The sequence below is a fragment of the Acidovorax sp. FHTAMBA genome (genome assembly GCF_038958875.1).
Lineage (GTDB): Bacteria > Pseudomonadota > Gammaproteobacteria > Burkholderiales > Burkholderiaceae_C > Acidovorax.
Genome location: NZ_CP152407.1, coordinates 2,638,003 through 2,656,471 on the forward strand (window position 1 = coordinate 2,638,003; position 18,469 = coordinate 2,656,471).

General features: G+C 67.2%; 21 protein-coding genes. 10 read left to right on the plus strand and 11 right to left on the minus strand.

Features of this window, described 5'->3' with window-relative positions:
* Positions 1-70: 70 nt before the first annotated feature.
* From AAFF19_RS12435 to AAFF19_RS12450, 4 genes are all read right to left on the minus strand, one after another.
* Entirely contained in the window at positions 71-838 is a 768-nt protein-coding gene (locus AAFF19_RS12435) for a sulfurtransferase (protein ID WP_342721849.1), read from the minus strand.
* A 117-nt stretch (positions 839-955) separates the two neighbouring features.
* Entirely contained in the window at positions 956-1,813 is an 858-nt protein-coding gene (locus AAFF19_RS12440) for a MinD/ParA family protein (RefSeq protein WP_008906296.1), read from the minus strand.
* Positions 1,814-1,823: 10 nt separating this feature from the next.
* A complete protein-coding gene (locus AAFF19_RS12445) occupies positions 1,824-2,597 on the minus strand; it encodes a GGDEF domain-containing protein (protein ID WP_342720272.1) in 774 nt (257 codons plus the stop codon).
* A 123-nt stretch (positions 2,598-2,720) separates the two neighbouring features.
* Complete coding sequence (locus tag AAFF19_RS12450; RefSeq protein ID WP_342720273.1) at positions 2,721-4,412, minus strand: SulP family inorganic anion transporter; 1,692 nt, start codon at positions 4,410-4,412, stop codon at positions 2,721-2,723.
* A gap of 154 nt (positions 4,413-4,566) precedes the next feature.
* Between AAFF19_RS12450 and AAFF19_RS12455 the strand changes: the two genes are divergently transcribed.
* From AAFF19_RS12455 to AAFF19_RS12470, 4 genes are all read left to right on the plus strand, one after another.
* The gene (locus AAFF19_RS12455) at positions 4,567-5,025 is read left to right on the plus strand and encodes a BON domain-containing protein (protein ID WP_246330832.1); all 459 of its coding nucleotides are present in this window, start codon (positions 4,567-4,569) and stop codon (positions 5,023-5,025) included.
* A gap of 70 nt (positions 5,026-5,095) precedes the next feature.
* Complete coding sequence (locus AAFF19_RS12460) at positions 5,096-6,328, plus strand: PLP-dependent transferase (RefSeq protein WP_342720274.1); 1,233 nt, start codon at positions 5,096-5,098, stop codon at positions 6,326-6,328.
* An 88-nt stretch (positions 6,329-6,416) separates the two neighbouring features.
* Positions 6,417-7,277, plus strand: a complete 861-nt coding sequence (locus tag AAFF19_RS12465; RefSeq protein ID WP_342720275.1) for a DUF2189 domain-containing protein — start codon at positions 6,417-6,419, stop codon at positions 7,275-7,277.
* Between the two features lie 96 nt (positions 7,278-7,373).
* Positions 7,374-7,565 (plus strand): hypothetical protein, encoded by a 192-nt coding sequence (locus AAFF19_RS12470; RefSeq protein ID WP_342720276.1) that lies wholly within the window; start codon positions 7,374-7,376, stop codon positions 7,563-7,565.
* Positions 7,566-7,572: 7 nt separating this feature from the next.
* Here AAFF19_RS12470 and AAFF19_RS12475 read toward each other — a convergent pair whose 3' ends face one another.
* Positions 7,573-8,256, minus strand: a complete 684-nt coding sequence (locus tag AAFF19_RS12475; RefSeq protein WP_008903351.1) for an arylesterase — start codon at positions 8,254-8,256, stop codon at positions 7,573-7,575.
* Between the two features lie 15 nt (positions 8,257-8,271).
* Between AAFF19_RS12475 and AAFF19_RS12480 the strand changes: the two genes are divergently transcribed.
* The 4 genes from AAFF19_RS12480 (at position 8,272) to AAFF19_RS12495 (ending at position 11,847) form a co-directional block, all read left to right on the plus strand.
* Entirely contained in the window at positions 8,272-8,973 is a 702-nt protein-coding gene (locus AAFF19_RS12480; protein ID WP_008903352.1) for an ABC transporter ATP-binding protein, read from the plus strand.
* Between the two features lie 113 nt (positions 8,974-9,086).
* On the plus strand, positions 9,087-9,833 hold the full coding sequence (rlmB, locus tag AAFF19_RS12485) for a 23S rRNA (guanosine(2251)-2'-O)-methyltransferase RlmB (protein WP_124514221.1): 747 nt from the start codon (positions 9,087-9,089) through the stop codon (positions 9,831-9,833).
* A 13-nt stretch (positions 9,834-9,846) separates the two neighbouring features.
* Entirely contained in the window at positions 9,847-10,581 is a 735-nt protein-coding gene (locus AAFF19_RS12490; protein ID WP_342720277.1) for an NAD-dependent deacylase, read from the plus strand.
* Positions 10,582-10,680: 99 nt separating this feature from the next.
* Complete coding sequence (locus tag AAFF19_RS12495; protein WP_342720278.1) at positions 10,681-11,847, plus strand: ABC transporter substrate-binding protein; 1,167 nt, start codon at positions 10,681-10,683, stop codon at positions 11,845-11,847.
* Between the two features lie 19 nt (positions 11,848-11,866).
* On the opposite strand, the gene AAFF19_RS12500 is transcribed toward AAFF19_RS12495, so the two are convergent.
* The gene (locus tag AAFF19_RS12500) at positions 11,867-12,463 is read right to left on the minus strand and encodes a chromate transporter (RefSeq protein WP_182119138.1); all 597 of its coding nucleotides are present in this window, start codon (positions 12,461-12,463) and stop codon (positions 11,867-11,869) included.
* On the minus strand, positions 12,460-13,059 hold the full coding sequence (locus tag AAFF19_RS12505) for a chromate transporter (RefSeq protein WP_342720279.1): 600 nt from the start codon (positions 13,057-13,059) through the stop codon (positions 12,460-12,462). Before AAFF19_RS12505 ends, AAFF19_RS12500 begins: the two co-directional genes overlap by 4 nt.
* A gap of 254 nt (positions 13,060-13,313) precedes the next feature.
* Between AAFF19_RS12505 and AAFF19_RS12510 the strand changes: the two genes are divergently transcribed.
* Both AAFF19_RS12510 and AAFF19_RS12515 read left to right on the plus strand, forming a co-directional pair.
* The gene (locus AAFF19_RS12510; protein ID WP_342720280.1) at positions 13,314-14,159 is read left to right on the plus strand and encodes a fumarylacetoacetate hydrolase family protein; all 846 of its coding nucleotides are present in this window, start codon (positions 13,314-13,316) and stop codon (positions 14,157-14,159) included.
* Between the two features lie 138 nt (positions 14,160-14,297).
* Complete coding sequence (locus tag AAFF19_RS12515; RefSeq protein ID WP_342720281.1) at positions 14,298-15,005, plus strand: VIT family protein; 708 nt, start codon at positions 14,298-14,300, stop codon at positions 15,003-15,005.
* A 42-nt stretch (positions 15,006-15,047) separates the two neighbouring features.
* Here the strand turns inward: AAFF19_RS12515 and AAFF19_RS12520 are convergent, their stop codons facing one another.
* From AAFF19_RS12520 to AAFF19_RS12535, 4 genes are all read right to left on the minus strand, one after another.
* A complete protein-coding gene (locus AAFF19_RS12520) occupies positions 15,048-15,335 on the minus strand; it encodes a DUF6150 family protein (RefSeq protein WP_008903360.1) in 288 nt (95 codons plus the stop codon).
* 159 nt (positions 15,336-15,494) lie between these two features.
* Positions 15,495-16,598 carry a sensor domain-containing diguanylate cyclase gene (locus tag AAFF19_RS12525; protein WP_342720282.1) on the minus strand — a complete coding sequence of 368 codons (1,104 nt, stop codon included), beginning with the start codon at positions 16,596-16,598 and terminating at the stop codon, positions 15,495-15,497.
* Between the two features lie 31 nt (positions 16,599-16,629).
* The gene (locus AAFF19_RS12530) at positions 16,630-17,961 is read right to left on the minus strand and encodes a HipA domain-containing protein (protein ID WP_342720283.1); all 1,332 of its coding nucleotides are present in this window, start codon (positions 17,959-17,961) and stop codon (positions 16,630-16,632) included.
* Positions 17,962-17,970: 9 nt separating this feature from the next.
* On the minus strand, positions 17,971-18,273 hold the full coding sequence (locus tag AAFF19_RS12535; RefSeq protein WP_182119613.1) for a helix-turn-helix transcriptional regulator: 303 nt from the start codon (positions 18,271-18,273) through the stop codon (positions 17,971-17,973).
* Between the last annotated feature and the right edge of the window lie 196 nt (positions 18,274-18,469).

Consider the following 18,469-nt stretch of genomic DNA (forward strand, 5'->3'; position numbering starts at 1 on the left):
CGGGTGGGCTTGAATGATTTGGTTTCAAGCCAAATTGGCCTCTAGCGCTTGATGGTAAAGCGCTGGCAGCTCACTTACTGATAGCGATTTCACCAACCACGGGTGCAGGGTCGGTCGACAGGTCTGCCGCCAGCACCCGGCGTTCATCGAACACAAAACAGCCGCCGTGGTAGTGCGCACCATCGGTGAGCTCAAAGTATTTGAGGATGCCGCCTTCGAGCTGGTAGACATGCGCAAGGCCTTCTTCGCGCATCAAAATTGCAGCCTTCTCGCAGCGGATGCCGCCGGTGCAAAAGCTCACCACGGTCTTGTCCCGCAGCTGGGCCTTGTGGGCGCGCAGGGCAGGCGGGAACTCGGTGAACTTGTCGATGCGCCAGTCGATGGCGTTGTCGAAGGTGCCCGCATCCACCTCGAAGGCGTTGCGGGTGTCCAGCGTCACCACCTCGCGCCCGTCATCGTCATGCCCCTGGGCCAGCCAGCGGCGCAGCGTGGCCGGGTCCACCAAAGGCGCCCGTCCCTGCGCGGGCTGGATGGTCGGGTGGTCCATGCGGATGATCTCGCGCTTGACCTTGACCAGCATCTTGCGAAACGGCACCGTGGTTGACCAGCTCTCCTTGGGCTGCAGATCGGCAAAGCGGGCATCGGTGCGCAGCGCATCGACAAAGCCGCGCACCGCTTCGGCCGGGCCGGCCAGAAAGAAGTTGATGCCTTCTTCGGCCAGCAGGATGGTGCCCTTGAGGCCAGCGGCCGTGGCGCGCGCATGCAGCACCTCGCGCAGCGCTGCCGCATCGGGCAAAGGCACGAACTTGTAGCAGGAGATGTTCAGGATGGTGTCGATGGGAGTCACGGCCAATGGGCGCGATGGGGGCGCGCGGGTACTTCGATAGGAAAACGTCGCACAGAGCGACCCACAGGCGCCGCGTCGATGACAGGCGGGGCGCGAGCGCAGGCCCTCTCAGGGAGCGGGGCTCAGCAGCGTGGTTTCGATCTTGTTGGCCAGCTGGGCAATCGCCAGGGCAGCGGGGCAGCCCGGGGTTTGCAGCAGCAGCAGCTGGCGGCGCATCACGGCCTCGCGCACGGACGGGTCGGCCGGAATATCACCCATGTGGATCAGGCGCATCGGACGGCCCGAATCGGTGCTGACAAACCGGTCCAGCACCTGCTGCAGCTGGCTGGTGATGGCGCGGCCATCACCCGGGCGCGCGGCCTGGTTGATGATCATGCGCACGTGCTGGCGCTTTTGCTGCATCGCCAGCACCTTGATGGCCGCGTAGGCGTCCGTGAGGGAGGTGGGTTCGGGCGTGGCCACGATCAGCACCTCGGACGCCAGCGAGATCGAAAACAGCACCACATCCGAGATACCGGCACCGGTATCGAGCAACACCACGTCGTACTGCGGCGTCAGGGCCTGGATCACGCTCAAAAACTGGCTGCGCACTTCGGGCGTCAGGCGCGAATACTCGACCATGCCGGAGCCTGCCAGCAGCACGTTGAAGCCGCCCGGCGCCTGGATGACGGCGTCTTCCAGCGCAGCCTTGCCGGTGAACACATCGTGCAGCGTGATCTTGGGGTGCAGGTTCAGCACCACGTCGAGGTTGGCCAGGCCGAGGTCGGCATCCAGCACCAGCACACGCTGGCCCCGGCGCGTGAGGGCCGCAGCCAGATTGGCGGATACGAAGGTTTTGCCAACCCCGCCTTTTCCGCTGGTCACGGCAATGATGCGGGCACCTGGGGTGCCGGGCGCCACAGGCGTTGCCGCACCGGCGGGGGCTGCTGGCGAGGTGGTGGGGGAAGGGGACAGCGCGTCGCTCATCATCTAACTTTCAGTAGGCGCTGCCTGCGGGAGCGGGGTCCAGCGGAGGCAGATCGCCCCAACCCGAGGGGGTGTAGAGCGGGCCAAACAACAGGCTTTTTTCTTCGGCACTTACCGTGCTGTCCGGCTGCTCCTCGATGCAGATGCAGTTGCGGCCGCCCGACTTGGCTTTGTAGAGCTGGTGGTCGGCGCGGTCCGTCCACAGCAAGGTGGTCGAACGGATCCATTGCAGGGCGAATGCGCCGCCAATGCTGACCGTTACGTTGAGCTCGACAGAGCCGGAAATCCTGATGGGTGTGTTTGCCACCGCCCGGCGGATGCGCTCGGCCACCACGCTCCCGAAACCGGCCTGGCATGCCGGCAGCACCACGGCAAATTCTTCACCGCCATAGCGCGCCAGCGTGTCCATGGGCCGCACGCAGGCGCTGAGCGTGCGCGCCACGGACTGCAGCACCACATCACCGGCCAGGTGGCCGTGGGTGTCGTTCACGCTCTTGAAATGATCGATGTCCAGCATCAGCAGCAGCGCTGCTTCGCCGGACCGGGTAACGCGGTCGATTTCGCGCTCCAGCACCGCGCGGAAGTGCCTGCGGTTGGCCAGCCCGGTGAGAGGGTCCTTGAGGGAGAGTTCGCACAGGCCGTCAATGAGGCTCTGCAGGTATCGGGCGGGCACCTCGCGTTGCAAGGCGGCTTCGCTGCCGCCGGCCTGGGCCACCAGCGCATGGGCGGTGTCCAGGCGAAGGTCGCGAAGATCTACCAGGTGAGAGGCCGCAGAGTCAGACACAAAAAGGTGCAAAAAAGAGTTTTCGAAGTGTACCAGTGCACTTCAGAGCGCCCGTGGGCCCCAAACCCCTGCAAATCGCTCGGTTGGTGAAGGCCGGGGCCAGCCGGGCGGTCTGCATGCTCACTACACACGGGGTACGGGCGGTTCCAGCTGGTTGAGTGCCACCAGCGCTTCGGCATCGGTGCGGTACAAGGCCAGGCCGCTGCCGGCTTCCAGCAAGCCGGCCTGGCGCAGCACCCGTTCCACGGGCAGCTTGAGCCCGCTCAGGTGCAGCGTGCCGCCGCGCGACTGCAGCAGTGCCAGAAGCTGGGCGAATGTCTCCACGCCGGTCACGTCAATCCGGTTGATGGGCTGGGCCATGAGGCACAGATGCACCACCTCCGGGTGGCTGGCCAGGTGGTCCGTCACACGGCGCTCCAGCGCGCTGGCAGAAGCAAAATCGAGCTCTGCATCCATGCGCAGCGCCAGCAGCCGCGGCGCCAGCGCGGGCAGATGCCACAGGTGGCGGTCGCGCAGGCTGCCATCGGGGTGCAGGCCGACTTCGATGATGCGGGGGTGCAGCCGCTGGTACAGAAAGTGGCTCAGGTTCATCAGCAGGCCCACCAGCACGCCCCAGTACATCCGCGGGGCCGTGGCCAGCGTGAGCGCAAACGTCACGGCTGCGATCACGGCTTCTGTCCGCGAAACCCGCCACAGCCGCAGCAAGGTGCCGGGTTTGATGAGGCTGGTCACGGCCGTCACCACCACGGCGGCCAGCACCGACTGCGGTACGTGGTAGAGCGCCGGGGTGAGCCACAGCAGCACCACCAGCACCAGCGCAATCGCAAACAGTGTGGCCCAGCCACTTTTGGCGCCTGCGTAGAGGTTGATGGCCGAGCGTGAAAAGGACGCGCTGGTGGCAAAGCTGCCGCACAGCCCGCTGCTGATCTTGGCCAAACCCTGCCCGATCAGGTCCTGGTTTTCGTTCCAGCGCTCGCCGGAGCGCTGGCTCTCCACTTTGGCGCTGGACGCAGTCTCCAGAAAGCTCACCAGGGTGACCACCAGCACCGGCATCACCAGCGCAGAGAAGCTGGACCAGGGCAGGGCGGCAGGCCAGTAAAGATCCGGCATGCCCGATGGCAGCGCACCCACCACGGCGCCGCCGGCATCGGCGTAGTCCAGCGCCCAGCTCAGGGCCCCCGCCAGCGCCACCACCACAATGGCCGAGGGGAAGGCTGGCCGCCACCGGCGCGCAAGCACCAGAAGCGCCAGGCTGCCGAAACCAAAGGCTGCTGCCGTCAGGTCAAACAGGCCGGGCGAGGGGGTGGACAGCAGCGCGCTCCAGTCGGAACGCAGACCCGTGAGCGACGCGAGCTGCGACCCCAGAATCAGCAGCGCCGCGGCCTGCGTGAAGCCGCTGAGAACCGGCGATGTCACCAGGTTGAGCAACCAGCCAAAGCGTGCCAGGCCCATCACCAGCTGTACAAAGCCCGACAACAGCGCCATCCACGCCGCCAGCGCCACCCATTGCGCACTGCCCGGCTCCGCCATGCCGGTGAGCGACGCGCCAATCAACAGGCTGGTGAGCGCAGTGGGCCCGACGCCCAGGCGCGTGGACGCGCTGAACAGCACCGCCACCAGTGCCGGCACCAGTGAGGCATAGATCCCCGTGACCAGCGGCATACCGGCCAGCGCCGCGTAGGCCACCCCCTGTGGCACCAGCATGAGGCCGACCGTCATGCCGGCAAAGAACTCCCCGCGGATCAAGGCGCGGTCGGGACGGGGCCATGACAGAAAAGGAAACCAGCGGGACAGCGATGCACGGGAAAAAGACATGCGCCGATTGTCGCGGCTGCCAATGCTGTGCGGGGGGCGGCGAGGCGACGCCCCGGCAGTCTCGTCCTACACAGGGTTCAGCAATGTCCGACCTGCGCCTGCCATGGCCGCGCCTAAAGTCATTCCATCGTTTTTTAACTGAGAGGTTTTATCCATGAACTCCCTGATGCACTCCAGCCGTCCCGTTCAACGCATTGCCAGTGTGCTGGCGGTCAGCGCCCTGGCGCTGGGTCTTGCTGCCTGCAGCAAGAACGAAGAGCCCACCGTGGGCCAGCGCATGGACTCTGCCGTGGAAAAGACCGAGCAGGCTGCCGCTGACGCCCGGGTGAAGGCCGACAGCGCAATGCAAAGCGCGGAAAACACGGCCAAAGATGCCACCAACTCTGCCATGACGGCCGTGGATGACGCCACCATCACGGCACGTGTCAACGCGAGCCTGGCCCAGGATCCTGATCTGAGCGCGCTCAAGATCAATGTGGATACGGTGAACGGCAAGGTCACACTCAACGGCCCCGCGCCGTCCACGGTAGCCCGTGACCGCGCCGAGAGCCTGGCCAAGGCCGTAGACGGCGTGACGGCTGTGAACAACCAGCTGGTCGTCACCGCCAGCTAACGCAGGGCGGGCTCGCCCCGCCGCTTGCACCCACGCGCCGCCCGGGTCCTTGCCCGGGCGGCGCGCTACCATGGGCGGCATGAAAGCGCACAACCCCGACCTCGCCACCCGCCTTGTCCACCACGCCTACACACCGCCTGGCGATTTCGCCGCACCGCAACCGGGCGTGTACAAGGCCTCGACAGTCATCTTTCCGAACGTCGCCGCCATGCGCTCGCGCGAATGGAAGGACAAAAGCGGCTACACGTATGGGCTGCACGGCACGCCCACCACGTTCATTCTTGAAGAGCGCCTGTGCACCCTGGAAGGCGGTCTGCAGTGCGTACTGGTGCCCAGCGGCCTGGCCGCGATTGCCAACGTTGCGCTGGCGCTGCTCAAGCCTGGCGACGAAGTTCTGATCCCCGACAACGCTTATGGCCCCGGCAAAGACCTGGCCAGCGGCGAACTTGCGCGGTTTGGCATCACCCATGTGTTCTACGACCCGCTCGATCCGTCGGATCTGGCGGCCCGCATCACCCCGGCCACCCGATTGGTGTGGCTGGAAGCGCCGGGCTCGGTCAGCATGGAGTTCCCCGACCTTTGCGAACAGGTGCGCATCTGCCGTGCACGCGGCGTGACCACGGCGCTGGACAACACCTGGGGCGCGGGCCTGGCGTTCGCACCGTTCGACCTCACCAGGGACGCAAGTCTCGGCGTCGATATTTCCGTCCACGCGCTCACCAAATACCCCAGCGGCGGGGGCGATGTGCTCATGGGCAGCGTGATGACGCGTGACCTCGCCTTGCACATGAAGATCAAGCTCACCCACATGCGGCTGGGCCTGGGCGTAGGCGCCAACGACGCCGAAGCCGTGCTGCGAGCATTGCCGAGCATCGGCCTGCGTTACCGCGCCCATGACGAAGCGGCACGCAGCCTGGCGCAGTGGCTGCAGCAGCAGCCCGCCGTGGCGCAGGTGCTGCACCCCGCACTCGAAGGCTCGCCAGGGCACGCGCACTGGAAGGCCCTGTGCGGTGGGGCGCAGGGCGGGCAAGGGCTGGCGGCCGGCCTGTTCAGCGTGATGATCGATGCCCGCCATTCACAACAGCAGGTGGATGCGTTTTGCGACGGCCTGCGCCTGTTCAAGCTCGGCTACAGCTGGGGCGGCCCCATGAGCCTGGTGGTGCCCTATGACATCAATGCCATGCGCAGCCGCGCCAGCACCCACCTGAAGGCGGGCACGCTGGTGCGGTTTGCCGTAGGACTGGAGGGCGTGGAGGACCTGAGGCAGGACTTGCAGCAGGCCCTGGAGCGCGCCTTCAACTGAGGCAACGCCACTTCGGCTGTCAGCCGGTACCGCGGGATACGGGCTTTCCTCAGTGGCGCTGCCGCAGCGGCGGCCTTAGTGTGGCGGTATGACCGTGACCACCTCCAAGGCCGCGCCGGATGCACCGGGCGCGCCAGACATTTCCGAATCCCAGCACGCCGAGGCCATTGCCGAGCGCGTAAAGGCCCAGCAGGCCCAACCCATCCAGTTGCAGCCGGTGACGATGGGCGACCCTTTCCGCTGGCTGGCGCGGGGCCTGCAGGACGTGCGAAATGCTCCGGGCATCGCTGTGTTTTACGGCGTTTGCTTCTGGGGCATGGCGCTGCTTCTGGGGTGGGTGTTCCGTACCCGGCCTGAATACACCATGTCCCTGGCCAGCGGCTGCCTGCTGCTGGGCCCCTTTCTGGCCATGGGGCTTTATGACACCAGCCGCCGGCGAGAGGCCGGGCTGAAACCGCAGCTGAGCGAGTCGCTCACCTGCTGGGACAGCCACATGGGCAGCATGGGCATGCTGGTGCTGGTGCTCGTGGTGCTCGAACTGCTCTGGGGGCGTGCGTCGCTGGTGGTGTTTGCCGTGTTCTTCAACACCGGCATGCCGTCCACCACGGGGGTGCTGCAAGCCGTGTTCAACCCGCAAAACTGGAACTTTGTGGCGGTGTACACCCTGGTGGGGGGCGCGTTTGCCGCGCTGGTGTTCTCCACGTCCGTGGTCTCGATTCCCATGATTCTCGACCGCGACACCGACGCACTGACCGCAGGCATCACCAGCATCCGCGTGGTGTTCGAGAATCCCGCGGTGATGCTGCTGTGGGGCGCGCTCATCACGGGCATCGTTGCCGTGTCGCTGTGGTTCTGGGGCGTGGGGCTGCTGCTGACAGGCCCGGTGCTGGGGTTTGCCAGCTGGCACGCTTACCGCGCCTGCGTGGCGCCGCCACAGCGCACCGTCTGAAATGCACACCGCCGTTGCGGGATCAAGGCCGGCCCGCAGCGCCGGCGCAAAGCCCCAAGCTGTTACAGTGGGTCTCAACTTCAGGAAGCTACTACCTTGGCAACACCCAACTACGGATACGAAAAACGCCAGCGCGAACTCGCCAAAAAGCAAAAAAAAGAAGAGAAGCTGAGGGCCAAATCACAGCGCACACCGGGCGATCAGCAGGGCAGTGACCAGCCCGCTGAGGGGCACCCCGGCCATGACGGCGCGGCCCCCGGCCAGCCCGCAGCGGGCCCGGGCGCCTGAGGCCTCTTCAGCGCAGCAGTTTTTTCAGTTCCGGCCACACGTTGGCCAGCATCTGCGGGTGCGCTTCGGCGCGCGGGTGGATGCGGTCAGGCTGGAACAGACGGGTCGGCTCCGGCCCGTCGGCCACGCCCTTCAGAAAGAACGGCACCACTGCCGCTTTCTGCGCCTTGGCCACCTTGGTGAACAGGCCGGCGAACTGATCGGCATAGGCGGTGCCATAGTTGGGCGGCACCTGCATACCCACCAGCAAGACCTTTGCACCGGCTTTTTGCGCCGCTTGCGTCATGAAGGTGAGGTTCTCCTCGGTGTTCTTGAGCGGCAGGCCCCGCAGGGCGTCGTTTCCGCCCAGTTCCACCACCACATGGCTGGGCTGGTGCTGGGCCAGCAGCGCCGGCAGGCGCGAACGGCCGCCGGATGTGGTCTCGCCACTCACGCTGGCATTGACCACCGTGGCGCTCATTTTTTCCTGGGCCAGCTGTTTTTCCAGCAAGGCCACCCATCCGGTACCACGTGCCAGCCCGTATTCGGCGCTGAGGGAATCGCCCAGCACCAGAATCACCGGCGGCCGGGCCGGTGCGGTGGCGGCCTTGCCGGGGGCCTGGGCGGCCGCCAGCGGCGCACAAAGCCCCACCACCACGCCGATACCGGTGCTCAGGATAAAGTGGCGCCGTCGCTGCAGATAACGAATCAAAGTAAAGAACCTTTCATGCCTGAATCCTCCACATTGCCCACGACATCATCTTCCACACCCATCATTGCGGTGGAGCATGTCTTCAAGTCGGTGACGGATTCCACCGGAACCCTCGACATTCTGCGGGATATCGATTTCCGCCTGGCTGCCAGGGAAACAGCGGCCATTGTGGGCGCCTCGGGTTCGGGCAAAAGCACGCTGCTGTCGATCATTGCCGGGCTGGATACCCCCACGCGTGGCACCGTGCGGCTAGATGGCCACGACCTCTTTGCCATCAATGAAGACGAGCGCGCCGCGCTGCGCGCCCAGAAGGTGGGCTTTGTGTTCCAGAGCTTTCAGCTCATGGGCAACCTCACGGCGCTGGAAAACGTGATGCTGCCGCTGGAGCTGGCCAACCGCCGCGATGCCCGCAAAGCCGCTGCCGACATGCTGGCGCGCGTCGGGCTGGGTCAGCGCCTGTCGCACTACCCCAAGGTGCTCTCGGGCGGCGAACAGCAGCGCGTGGCGCTGGCGCGGGCGTTTGTGGTGCAGCCGGCCGTGCTGCTGGCCGACGAGCCCACGGGCAGCCTCGACTTCGCCACCGGCGAGACCATCATGAAGCTCATGTTCGAGCTGAACCGCGAGCAGGGCACCACGCTGGTGCTGGTCACCCACGACCGCGCCATCGCCGAGCAGTGCGAGCGGCGCATCACCATCGAAGCCGGGCGGGTGGTCTGAACCAGTTTTTTTTGGTGTTTTTGGCCTCCAGCGCTTATCTGTAAAGCGCGGGCAGCTATTCATTTAATAGTGTGACGGAGTGGCTGTCTGCGCTCAGCGGATAATCCCTCCCCATGTCCAGCCCCAAAGTTCTCTTCGGCTTTCACGCCGTGGGCGTGCGTCTGAAGACCGCGCCGAAATCCATCATCGAGATTTACTACGAAGCCACGCGGCGCGATGCCCGCATGCGCCAGTTTCTCGACCGCGCCCGCGAGGCGGGTGCCCGCCTCATCGAAGCCGACAGCGTGCGCATCGCCAAGCTGGCCGGCAGCCATGGCCACCAGGGCGTGGCCGCACGGGTGGAGCCCGTGAAGGTCGCCACTTCGCTGGATGAACTGCTGGAAGACCTGGAAGCCGCCGGCATTGAGCAGCCCCTGCTGCTGGTGCTCGACGGCGTGACCGACCCGCACAACCTGGGCGCCTGCCTGCGTGTGGCCGATGGCGCGGGGGCCCATGCCGTCATCGCCCCCAAGGACCACGCCGTGGGCATCAATGCCACCGTGGCCAAGGTGGCCAGCGGCGCGGCCGAGACCATGCCGTACTTCATGGTGACCAACCTCTCGCGCACGCTGAACGAGCTCAAGGAGCGCAACATCTGGTGCATCGGCACCAGCGACGACGCGCCCAAGACCATCTACCAGGTCGATCTGAAAGGCCCCGTGGCCCTGGTGCTGGGCGCCGAGGGCGACGGCATGCGCCAGCTCACGCGCAAGACCTGCGACGAGCTGGTCAGCATCCCCATGAAGGGTGCGGTCGAGAGCCTGAACGTGTCGGTGGCCAGCGGCGTGTGCCTGTACGAGGCGCTGCGCCAGAGGACCTGACCTGCTGCCGCCGATGCAAAGCGCGTCGCCCGACACCATCAAAGCCTGGGTGCAGCAGGCGCGCCACGTCGCCGTGCTGACCGGCGCCGGTATCAGCGCCGAATCGGGCGTGCCCACCTTTCGGGATGCGCAGACCGGCTACTGGGCGCAGTTCCGGCCCGAAGACATGGCCACGGAAGCAGGCTTTCGCGCCCACCCGCAGCGCGTGTGGGACTGGTACCAGTACCGGCGCGAGCTGCTCGCAGGCGCTTTGCCGAATGCGGGCCACATGGCCCTCGCGGCGTTCCAGCAGCAGTTTCCCGGCCGGATCACGCTGATCACCCAGAACGTGGATGGCCTGCACCAGCGCGCCGGCAGCACCGGCGTACTGTGCCTGCATGGCGACATCTTTGAAGACCGCTGGCTCGACATGCCGCGCAACTGTTGCCATGTCGAGCACGCCGTGGCGGGTCACCCGCCGCATTGCGACCGCTGCGGCAACCTGCTGCGGCCCGGGGTGGTGTGGTTTGGCGAAGCCCTGCCTTTTCGCACCCTGGAGGCCGCGCAGCAGGCTGCAAAGGCGTGCGACCTGATGCTGGTGGTGGGCACGGCCGGGGCGGTGTACCCGGCGGCGGGCCTTGCGCACCAGGCGCGCGCTGCCGGGGCGCGGGTGGTGGTGGTCAACCCCGCGCCCAGCGAGCTCGATGGCACCGCCCACGCGGTGCTGAGCGCCCCGGCGGCCCAGGTATTGCCAACGCTGCTGGGCTAGTTGCGTCGTTTTGGTGCATTTGCTGTCACAAAGCTGACACGTGGCGGGCCCGCTTGCCGGTAGCCTGCCGCACCTTTGTCTTTACACCCCACTCCCACCATGAGCCGTCGTCAATTTCTCCTGCGTGCCACCCAGGCCGCTGCCGCCACGGGCCTGCCCCTGTGGGCCCACACCGCCAGCGCGGCGGACGAGGGCCTGACGCCCAAGTTGATCACCCTGGGCTGCTCGATTGCGCTCACCGGCCCGCTGGGCCAGGCGGGCATCGAGCAGGTGGCGGGCATGAAGGCCGCGTTTGCCGAGGTGAACCAGGCGGGCGGCATCCATGGCCGCGAGATCCGCATGGACCCCAAGGACGACGGCTACGTGGCCGCCCGCACCCTGCAGAACGTGACCCAGATGGTGGATTCGCAATCGGTGTTTGCCTTGATCTCGCCCCTGGGCACCGCCAATACCGCTGCCATCCTCCCGCTGATCGAAACGCGCGGCATACCCACCGTGGGGCCGGTAACGGGCGCCACCTCGCTGCGCAGCCCGGAGGCCCGCCACGTATTCTTCCTGCGCCCCACGTACCGTGAGGAAACCCAGCGCCTGGTCAAGCAGATCGTGGACATGGGCCTCAAGCGCATTGCCGTGGTGTACCTGGACAACCCCTTCGGCAAAGAAGTGCTCAAGGACATGTCGAAGGCGCTCGACGACATCAAGGTGGAGCGCGCCGGCGAATACGCGCTGGCGGTGGACGGCAAGAACGGCGCCGATCTGGCCGACAAGGTGGCCGCAGAGCGCCCCGGCGCCGTGCTGCTGGCCACCACAGGCACGGCCAATACGGCCTTCGTGCAGGCATTTCGCACCAAGGCCCAGGGCGTGCCGCTGGCGGGGCTGTCGGTCACGGTGCTCGCCTCGGAGATGCCCAAGCTCGCAGCGTCCTCGCGCGGCCTGGCGCTGGTGCAGGTGTTTCCGGATGCCAATTCGCTCAAGTCGGTGGCGGTGCGCAAGTTCCAGACCACGATGAAGGCCGTGGGCGCCGATGCTGCCTACATCCACAGCGGCAGCGCGCTGGAGGGCTGGCTCAACGCCCAGATCATGATTGAAGGCCTGAAAAACGCCGGCAAGGACCTCACGCGCGAACGCCTTCGCGCCGGGCTGGCCAGCATCCGGTCGCTGTCGTTTGGCGACTTCAACGTGGGCTTTGGCAACAAGGCGCCATACATCGGCTCGGACGCGATCTACCTGGCCGTGTACGCCGAAAACGGCCGCCGCATCAGCTGACCGGCGCGGCCTGCCCCCCCTACACCCAGCCCATCGCCCCCAGCACCGCCCCCGCGCCCAGCATCCACAGCAAGTGCAGCCGGGTGCGCCACACCAGCACCACGGTGCTGGCGGTGAGCAGCCACAGGGGCCAGTCGGTGGTCCAGTCGCCGTGGGCGCGGGCCAGCACCCACGAGGTGGCCAGCAGCAGGCCTATCACCACCGGCGCCATGCCCTGCTTGAAGGCGCGCACGCTGCGGCGGTTGCGGTTGCGGTGGCCCCAGCGGGTGGCCAGCCAGGTCAGCAGGCTGCTGGGCAGCATCACGCCCAGCATGCACAGCGACATGCCCAGCGCGCCCAGGGCCCAGCCCGCCATACCCGGCCCACCGGCGTTCACGCCCACGTTCCAGCCCAGCAGCGCCACAAACAGCACATTGGGCCCCGGTGCGGCCTGGGCGATGGCGATCGACGCGCTGAACTGCGGGTCGGTCAGCCAGGCCTGGCGTTCGACGAGGAACCGGTGCATGTCGGGCGCTGTGGCAATGGCGCCGCCCACGGCCAGCAGCGACAGCGCCAGGTAGTACAGGAACAGGTTGAGCCAGTCGCCCGCGCCCAGAGCCAGGGGCAGTGCGGTCATGGTGCGAGCTTTCGGAAGGTGAGCACGCAGGCGGCGCCGCCCAGCACGGGCAATATCCAGAACAGCGGCAGCCGCAGCCACGCCATGCCCGCAAGGGCCAGCCCTGCCAGCGCCATGCACATCGGCCGGCCCAGCGGGTGGTTCTGGATGGAAGCAAACAGCTTGATGCCCACCCCGGCAATCAGTCCCGCCGCCACAGCGCCCATGCCGCGCAGCGCGCCCGCCACGGCCGGGTGGCTGGCGAATTCGGCATACACCACGGCCAGCGCCAGCACCAGCATGAGCGGAAACGTCAGCATGCCCGCCAGCGCCGCCAGCGCGCCGCGCAGGCCAAAGTAGCGGTCGCCGATCATGATGCTCAGGTTCACCACGTTGGGGCCGGGCATGATCTGCGCCACAGCCCAGTCCTCCAGAAACTCCGCGTTCGTCATCCAGCGCTTTTTTTCCACCAGCTCGCGCTGCACCACCGCCAGCACGCCGCCAAAGCCCTGCAGGGCCAGCCAGGTGAAGGACCAGAACAGATCGCCGGGGCTGCGGGGCTGAGGCCGCTGTGGAGCGTCGCCGGAGGGGGAGGGCGGGTTGGCGTCTGTGGCCATGCTGTGTATGGGCAAAAAAGGCCGCAAACGCTTGATGGTATTGCGCAAGCAGCTATCAAATAATGAGTAATGGGCCGGGCGGCCTTGGGTTATGGCTTTCAGCGCGCCATGTTACGCGTGCCGCGCGGCGCGCCAAGCTTGCGGGCGGGGCATGGGCGTCGTGGTGTGGCAGGGCGGGGGCGGTGATTTGCGTTCGCGGGCGGGTGGGCACGCCGGTATGCTGCGGGCTGGTTGCATCCCAAGGACCCTCCGCCATGAAACTCATTCGCTACGGCCAGCCCGGCGCAGAACGCCCCGGCCTGGTCGACGCCACCGGCACGCTGCGCGACCTGTCGATGCTGCTGCCCGACATTGGCCCCGCACAGCTCAACCCCCGCACCCTGGCCGCTCTGGCCGCCATCGACGCGAGCCGCCTTCCCGCGGTGGACGGCACGCCGCGCCTGGGCAGCCCGGTGGGTGGCGTGGGCAAGATTGTGTGCGTGGGGCTCAACTACGCCGACCACGCGCGCGAGGCCGGCCTGCAGCCGCCTGCCGAGCCCGTGCTTTTCATGAAAGCCGTGACGGCACTCAGCGGCCCCAACGACGACGTGCGCATTCCGCCCGGCGCCACCAAGACCGACTGGGAGGTCGAGCTGGGCATCGTCATCGGCACCCGTGCGCAGCAGGTGGCCGAGGCCGATGCGCTGCAGCACGTGGCGGGCTATGTGCTGGCCAACGATGTGTCCGAGCGCGCCTGGCAGATGGAGCGCGGCGGCCAGTGGGACAAGGGCAAGAGCTACGACACCTTTGCGCCCATCGGCCCCTGGCTGGCCACGGCCGACGAAGTGCCCGACCCGCACGCCATCGACCTGTGGCTGGAGGTGAACGGCCAGCGCGTGCAAAACGGCAGCACGCGCAACTTCATCTTTGGTGTGCCCACCGTGGTGTCGTACATCAGCCAGTTCATGACGCTGGAGCCCGGCGACGTCATCCTGACCGGCACGCCCGCCGGCGTGGGCCTGGGGCAAAAGCCCGCGCCCTGGTTCCTGAAAGCGGGCGACGTGGTGCGCTTGGGCGCCACGGGACTGGGTGAGCAGGTGCAAAAGTGCGTGGGCGGCTGACAGTGCAGTGATGGGGCAGTGATGGGCCGTTGAGCGCGGGCGGCATCGGCAGGTCATCGCCAGGCCCGGCGTGGTTGACTATCGCCACGCTTGCCCCGTACCCTGCCAGCCTTCACGACTTTCACAAAGAAGACGCCAATGACCTCCGCCACACGCCGCCTGCACTTTGAGCGCCACCGTACCGACCGCATTGGCTGGTTGCGTGCCGCCGTTCTGGGGGCCAACGATGGCATCGTCTCCACCGCCAGCCTGGTGGTGGGTGTGGCGGCGGCGCAGTCCAGCCAGTCCACCATCGTGATGACGGCAGTGGCCGGGCTGGTGGCGGGCGCGATGTCCATGGCGGCGGGTGAATATGTGTCGGTGCACTCGCAGGCCGACACCGAAAAGGCCGACCTCGACCGCGAGCGCGCCGAGCTGGCGGCCGACCCCGCCGCCGAGGCGCGCGAGCTCACCGCCATCTATGTGGACCGGGGCCTCACGCCCGAACTGGCCCAGCAGGTGTCTGAGCAGCTCATGGCGCACGATGCGCTGGGTGCCCATGCGCGGGATGAACTCCATGTCTCGTCCGCGCTGGCCGCCCGCCCGGTGCAGGCCGCCATCACATCCGCCGCCGCTTTTGCCGTGGGCGCCGCACTGCCGCTGGCCGTGGCCGCTGTGGCACCCATGGCCAGCCTGCTGTACTGGGTGGCGGGTACAGCGCTGGGGTTTCTGGCTGTGCTGGGGGCGGTGGCAGCCCGCACGGGCGGCGCGGGCATGGCCGTGGGTGCCTGGCGCGTGACCTTCTGGGGCGCACTGGCCATGGCGATCACGGCAGGCGTGGGGACATTGTTTGGGGCGCCGGTCTGACGCTTTGCCAGACACCCCCCGCACGCACCCCTGTGCGAAAGCCTATGTTCCCAGCTTGCCCACCAGCAGGTGGTCTTTGGTGCGCCAGCCCGCCTGCTCTGGCGTGCTTACCTTGAAGATCTTCAGGTCTGCCTGGCTGGCGTGCTTGACGCGGAACACCTTGAAACTGGCCTGGTTGGGGTAGGCCACAAAAAACCAGATGCCGTCGCCGCTGGCCTGGCTGGCGTAGTGCACCTCGTGCCAGCACAGGTCGGCCTGGGTGGCGTGCGCCACTTCGCAGATCAGCGCGTCGGCCTGGTGCTCGTACTTCACTTCCAGAATCTTGGCCATGGGCGTCCTCTGTGATGATGTGCAAGGGTAGCCAGACTTTCCGCCCGCCATGCCCCGGGTTGCTACGTAGTCAGGCCAGATTCTACGTAAAAAGTGCCACCAGCGCTTGATGGTAAAGCGCTAGCAGCTATCAATTCAGGAGCTAATGAGTTCAAGGGTTCAGGCGCTGCCGCCAGCCGGTGCCAGCTCCACGCGGTTGCGCCCTGCGGCCTTGGCCGCGTACAGCGCGGCATCGGCGCGTGAATAGAAGCCGCTGGCGTCTTCGGCGGGTTGCAGCGTGGCCACGCCAATGCTGATGGTGGCGGGCTGGGCCAGCCAGGTGGCCTGGCCCACGGCGGTGCGCATGCGCTCGGCCACCTCCAGGGCGCCCTCGGTGTCGGTGTTGGGCAGGATCACGGCGAACTCCTCGCCGCCCACGCGCGCGACGATGTCGATCACCCGCGCGCAGCCGCCCAGCACCTGCGCGATGGCCACCAGCACGGTGTCGCCCACCTCGTGGCCGTGGTTGTCGTTGATCTGCTTGAAGTGGTCCACGTCCAGCATCAGCAGGCTCAGCGGCGTCTTGCGGCGCTCCACGATCGCCAGCTCCAGCTGCAGGCTGTGGTCGAACATCCGGCGGTTGTTCAGGCCGGTCAGCGCATCGGTGGTGGCCATCTCGCTGAGCCGCAGGTTCAGCTCGTCCACGCGCTGTATCTGCGCCACCAGCTGCTGGTTCAGCGCCTCGGCGTCCTGCAGTGCCTTGCGCAGGCGCACCTCGCGCATGGCGCAGTGCGCCAGCTCCACCAGCACTTCAATGTCCTGCTCCGTCCAGCGCTTGGGTTTGAAATCCACCGCGCAGAAACTGCCCAGCATGTCGCCTTCTTCGCTGCGCAGCGGGATGCCCGCATACGCCCGGATGCCCAGTGACTTCACGGTAGGCACATCGCGAAACACCGGCAGCTGCGTCACATCGTCCAGCACCAGGGCGCCGTCAGACACCAGCGAGTAGTGGCAGAACGTACGCCCGTGCAGTTCGCGGGCGGAGGCCAGGGGCTCGCCGAAGCCATAGGCGCTCTTGTAGAAGTCGCGCTCCGCGTCCAGCAGTGAGACGAAGGTGACCGGCGCCCCCGTGAGCTTGGCGGCCAGCCGGGTCAGGCGGTCAAAGCTTTCTTCGGCCGGGGTGTCGAGCAGGCCGGTGGCGTGCAGTGCCGCCAGCCGCTGCGGGTCTGCCAACGCCGTTGCAATACGGGCTTCGTCGGCAGGCGGCGGGGGCGGTGTGTCCATGGCGCATCGTACCTATTTGTATAAAACCCTGTCACTGCGCCAGTGCCACGCCACCGGCCAGCCGTTCGCTGACCACGCTGCGCACCGGGCCGGGCGCGCCTTGCAGCAGCGCCGGCCACTGGCTGCGCGCCAGTTTCACCACATCGCGCAGCAGGGCCAGGTGCCGGGGCACGCGCAGCAGCCCGGCGGATTTCATCAGGCCTTCCATGTCGGCCCAGGTCAGCGCCCGCAGAGTGTTGTCGATGGCGCGGTTCATGCCGTACTGGCTGGGCGGCACCCCCTCAAAAAATGCTGCCACGCACACCGGGTCGTACACCGGGGCCAGCTGGGGCAAGCGGCCGTCGGGGTACACCAGGGCCCAGTTTTTCAGGTGGGCATCGGTATTGCCCATCAATATGAAAGCCACCATGCGCGCCAGAAACTCGCGCGTGTCCTGCACCGGCTGGCGGCTCAGGCGGTTGAGCACGCGCAGCATGGTGGCCCAGTCCTGCAGCGCGCCCTTGCCATGGGCTTTGCCGTACTTTTGCCGGGGGGTATAGCCCAGCACCTGGTTGAACTCCTCCATGTGCACCCGGGCGCCGCCGGGCAGGTGGTCAAAGCGCTGCACGGCCAGAATTTCGTTGAACGGCACGGTCTCGGGCAGGTCGGCCTCGGCGCGGGTGATCACGCGCACATCCGCGCAATGCAGGCCCAGCGCCAGGCACAGCTGGTAGCCGGTGAACTCGTTGGCTACCAGGTCGGGGTGGGCCGTGGTGGGCAGCTTCAGGATCACGCTGCCCGCCGCGCCCTGGCGGCGCACGGTGTAGCGGCGGCCGTCCTGCACCGCGCTGAACTTGGTCACCACGCCGGGCAGCGAGGCGGCGTCTTCCACCGGGTATTCCACAAACCCCGGCTCCAGCACATCGAGGCCCTGGGTGGTGTGCCAGTGGCGCACCACGTCCGGGATGCCGTCTTGGGCGGGCACGGGCTCCACCTCCAGCGCGCCCATCAGGTCGTGGCCTGCGGCGGCCAGCAGCTCGAACTCGTCGTCGGGGCTGCAGCCGCGCTCGCGCGCCAGGCGCTCGCGGTTGTGGCCCTCGGGCAGCAGGTTCTGAAAATACACCGGCCAGCGCCCATCGGTGCGCACCAGCCGCGCATCGCGCGCCGACGCCAGAATCTGCTGCGTGGCCGCCTCGTCGGCACCCTGAAAGCTCAGCGACAGGGTGGGGCGCTGCGGGTTGCGGATATAGCTCTCGTCAAACGACACGCGCAGGATGTCGCCGTACTGCGAGAGGTAGCCAATGGGCTCGCGACCGCCCGCCGACCCGTCCGCGTTCGCCGGGCGGTGCAGGTACAGGCGCAGGTAGCGGATGGAGGTGGTCATGGGGTAGGGTCAGCGGCGCAGACTATCCACCACCGAGGGCGGCGCATCCGCGCCCTCCGGCTGGCCCAGAAACTTGCCCCCCGACTGGATGAACGCCGCAAGGCTGGGCCGCAGGCTGCTGGGCACGGCAATGATGTCCATGCCCAGCACGCGGGCCATCTCGGCCAGGGTGGAATAGCGCGGGTCCAGGTCGCCGCCTTCGGTGCGCTGCACCGTCATGCGGCTAAGGCCCGCGCGCTCGGCCAGCTCGGCCTGCGTCATCTGGTGGGCCTTGCGGGCTGCGGCCAGGGTGGGGATGAGGTCGGTTTGCATGATCGTATTTATACGCTTTTTTAGACAAAAGCGCATTGTTATATGCAAATTGACCGCCCGTGTGACGGCTAGCATGCGCGGCCACGGCCGCCGTGCAGTGGCCGCCGTGCCATCGCCGCCGAGCAGTGGCGGCCGTGTAATCGCCGCCGTGAAATTAGCGCCGGTAGTGCCGCCGGTAGTGCCGGTGCCCGGTGGC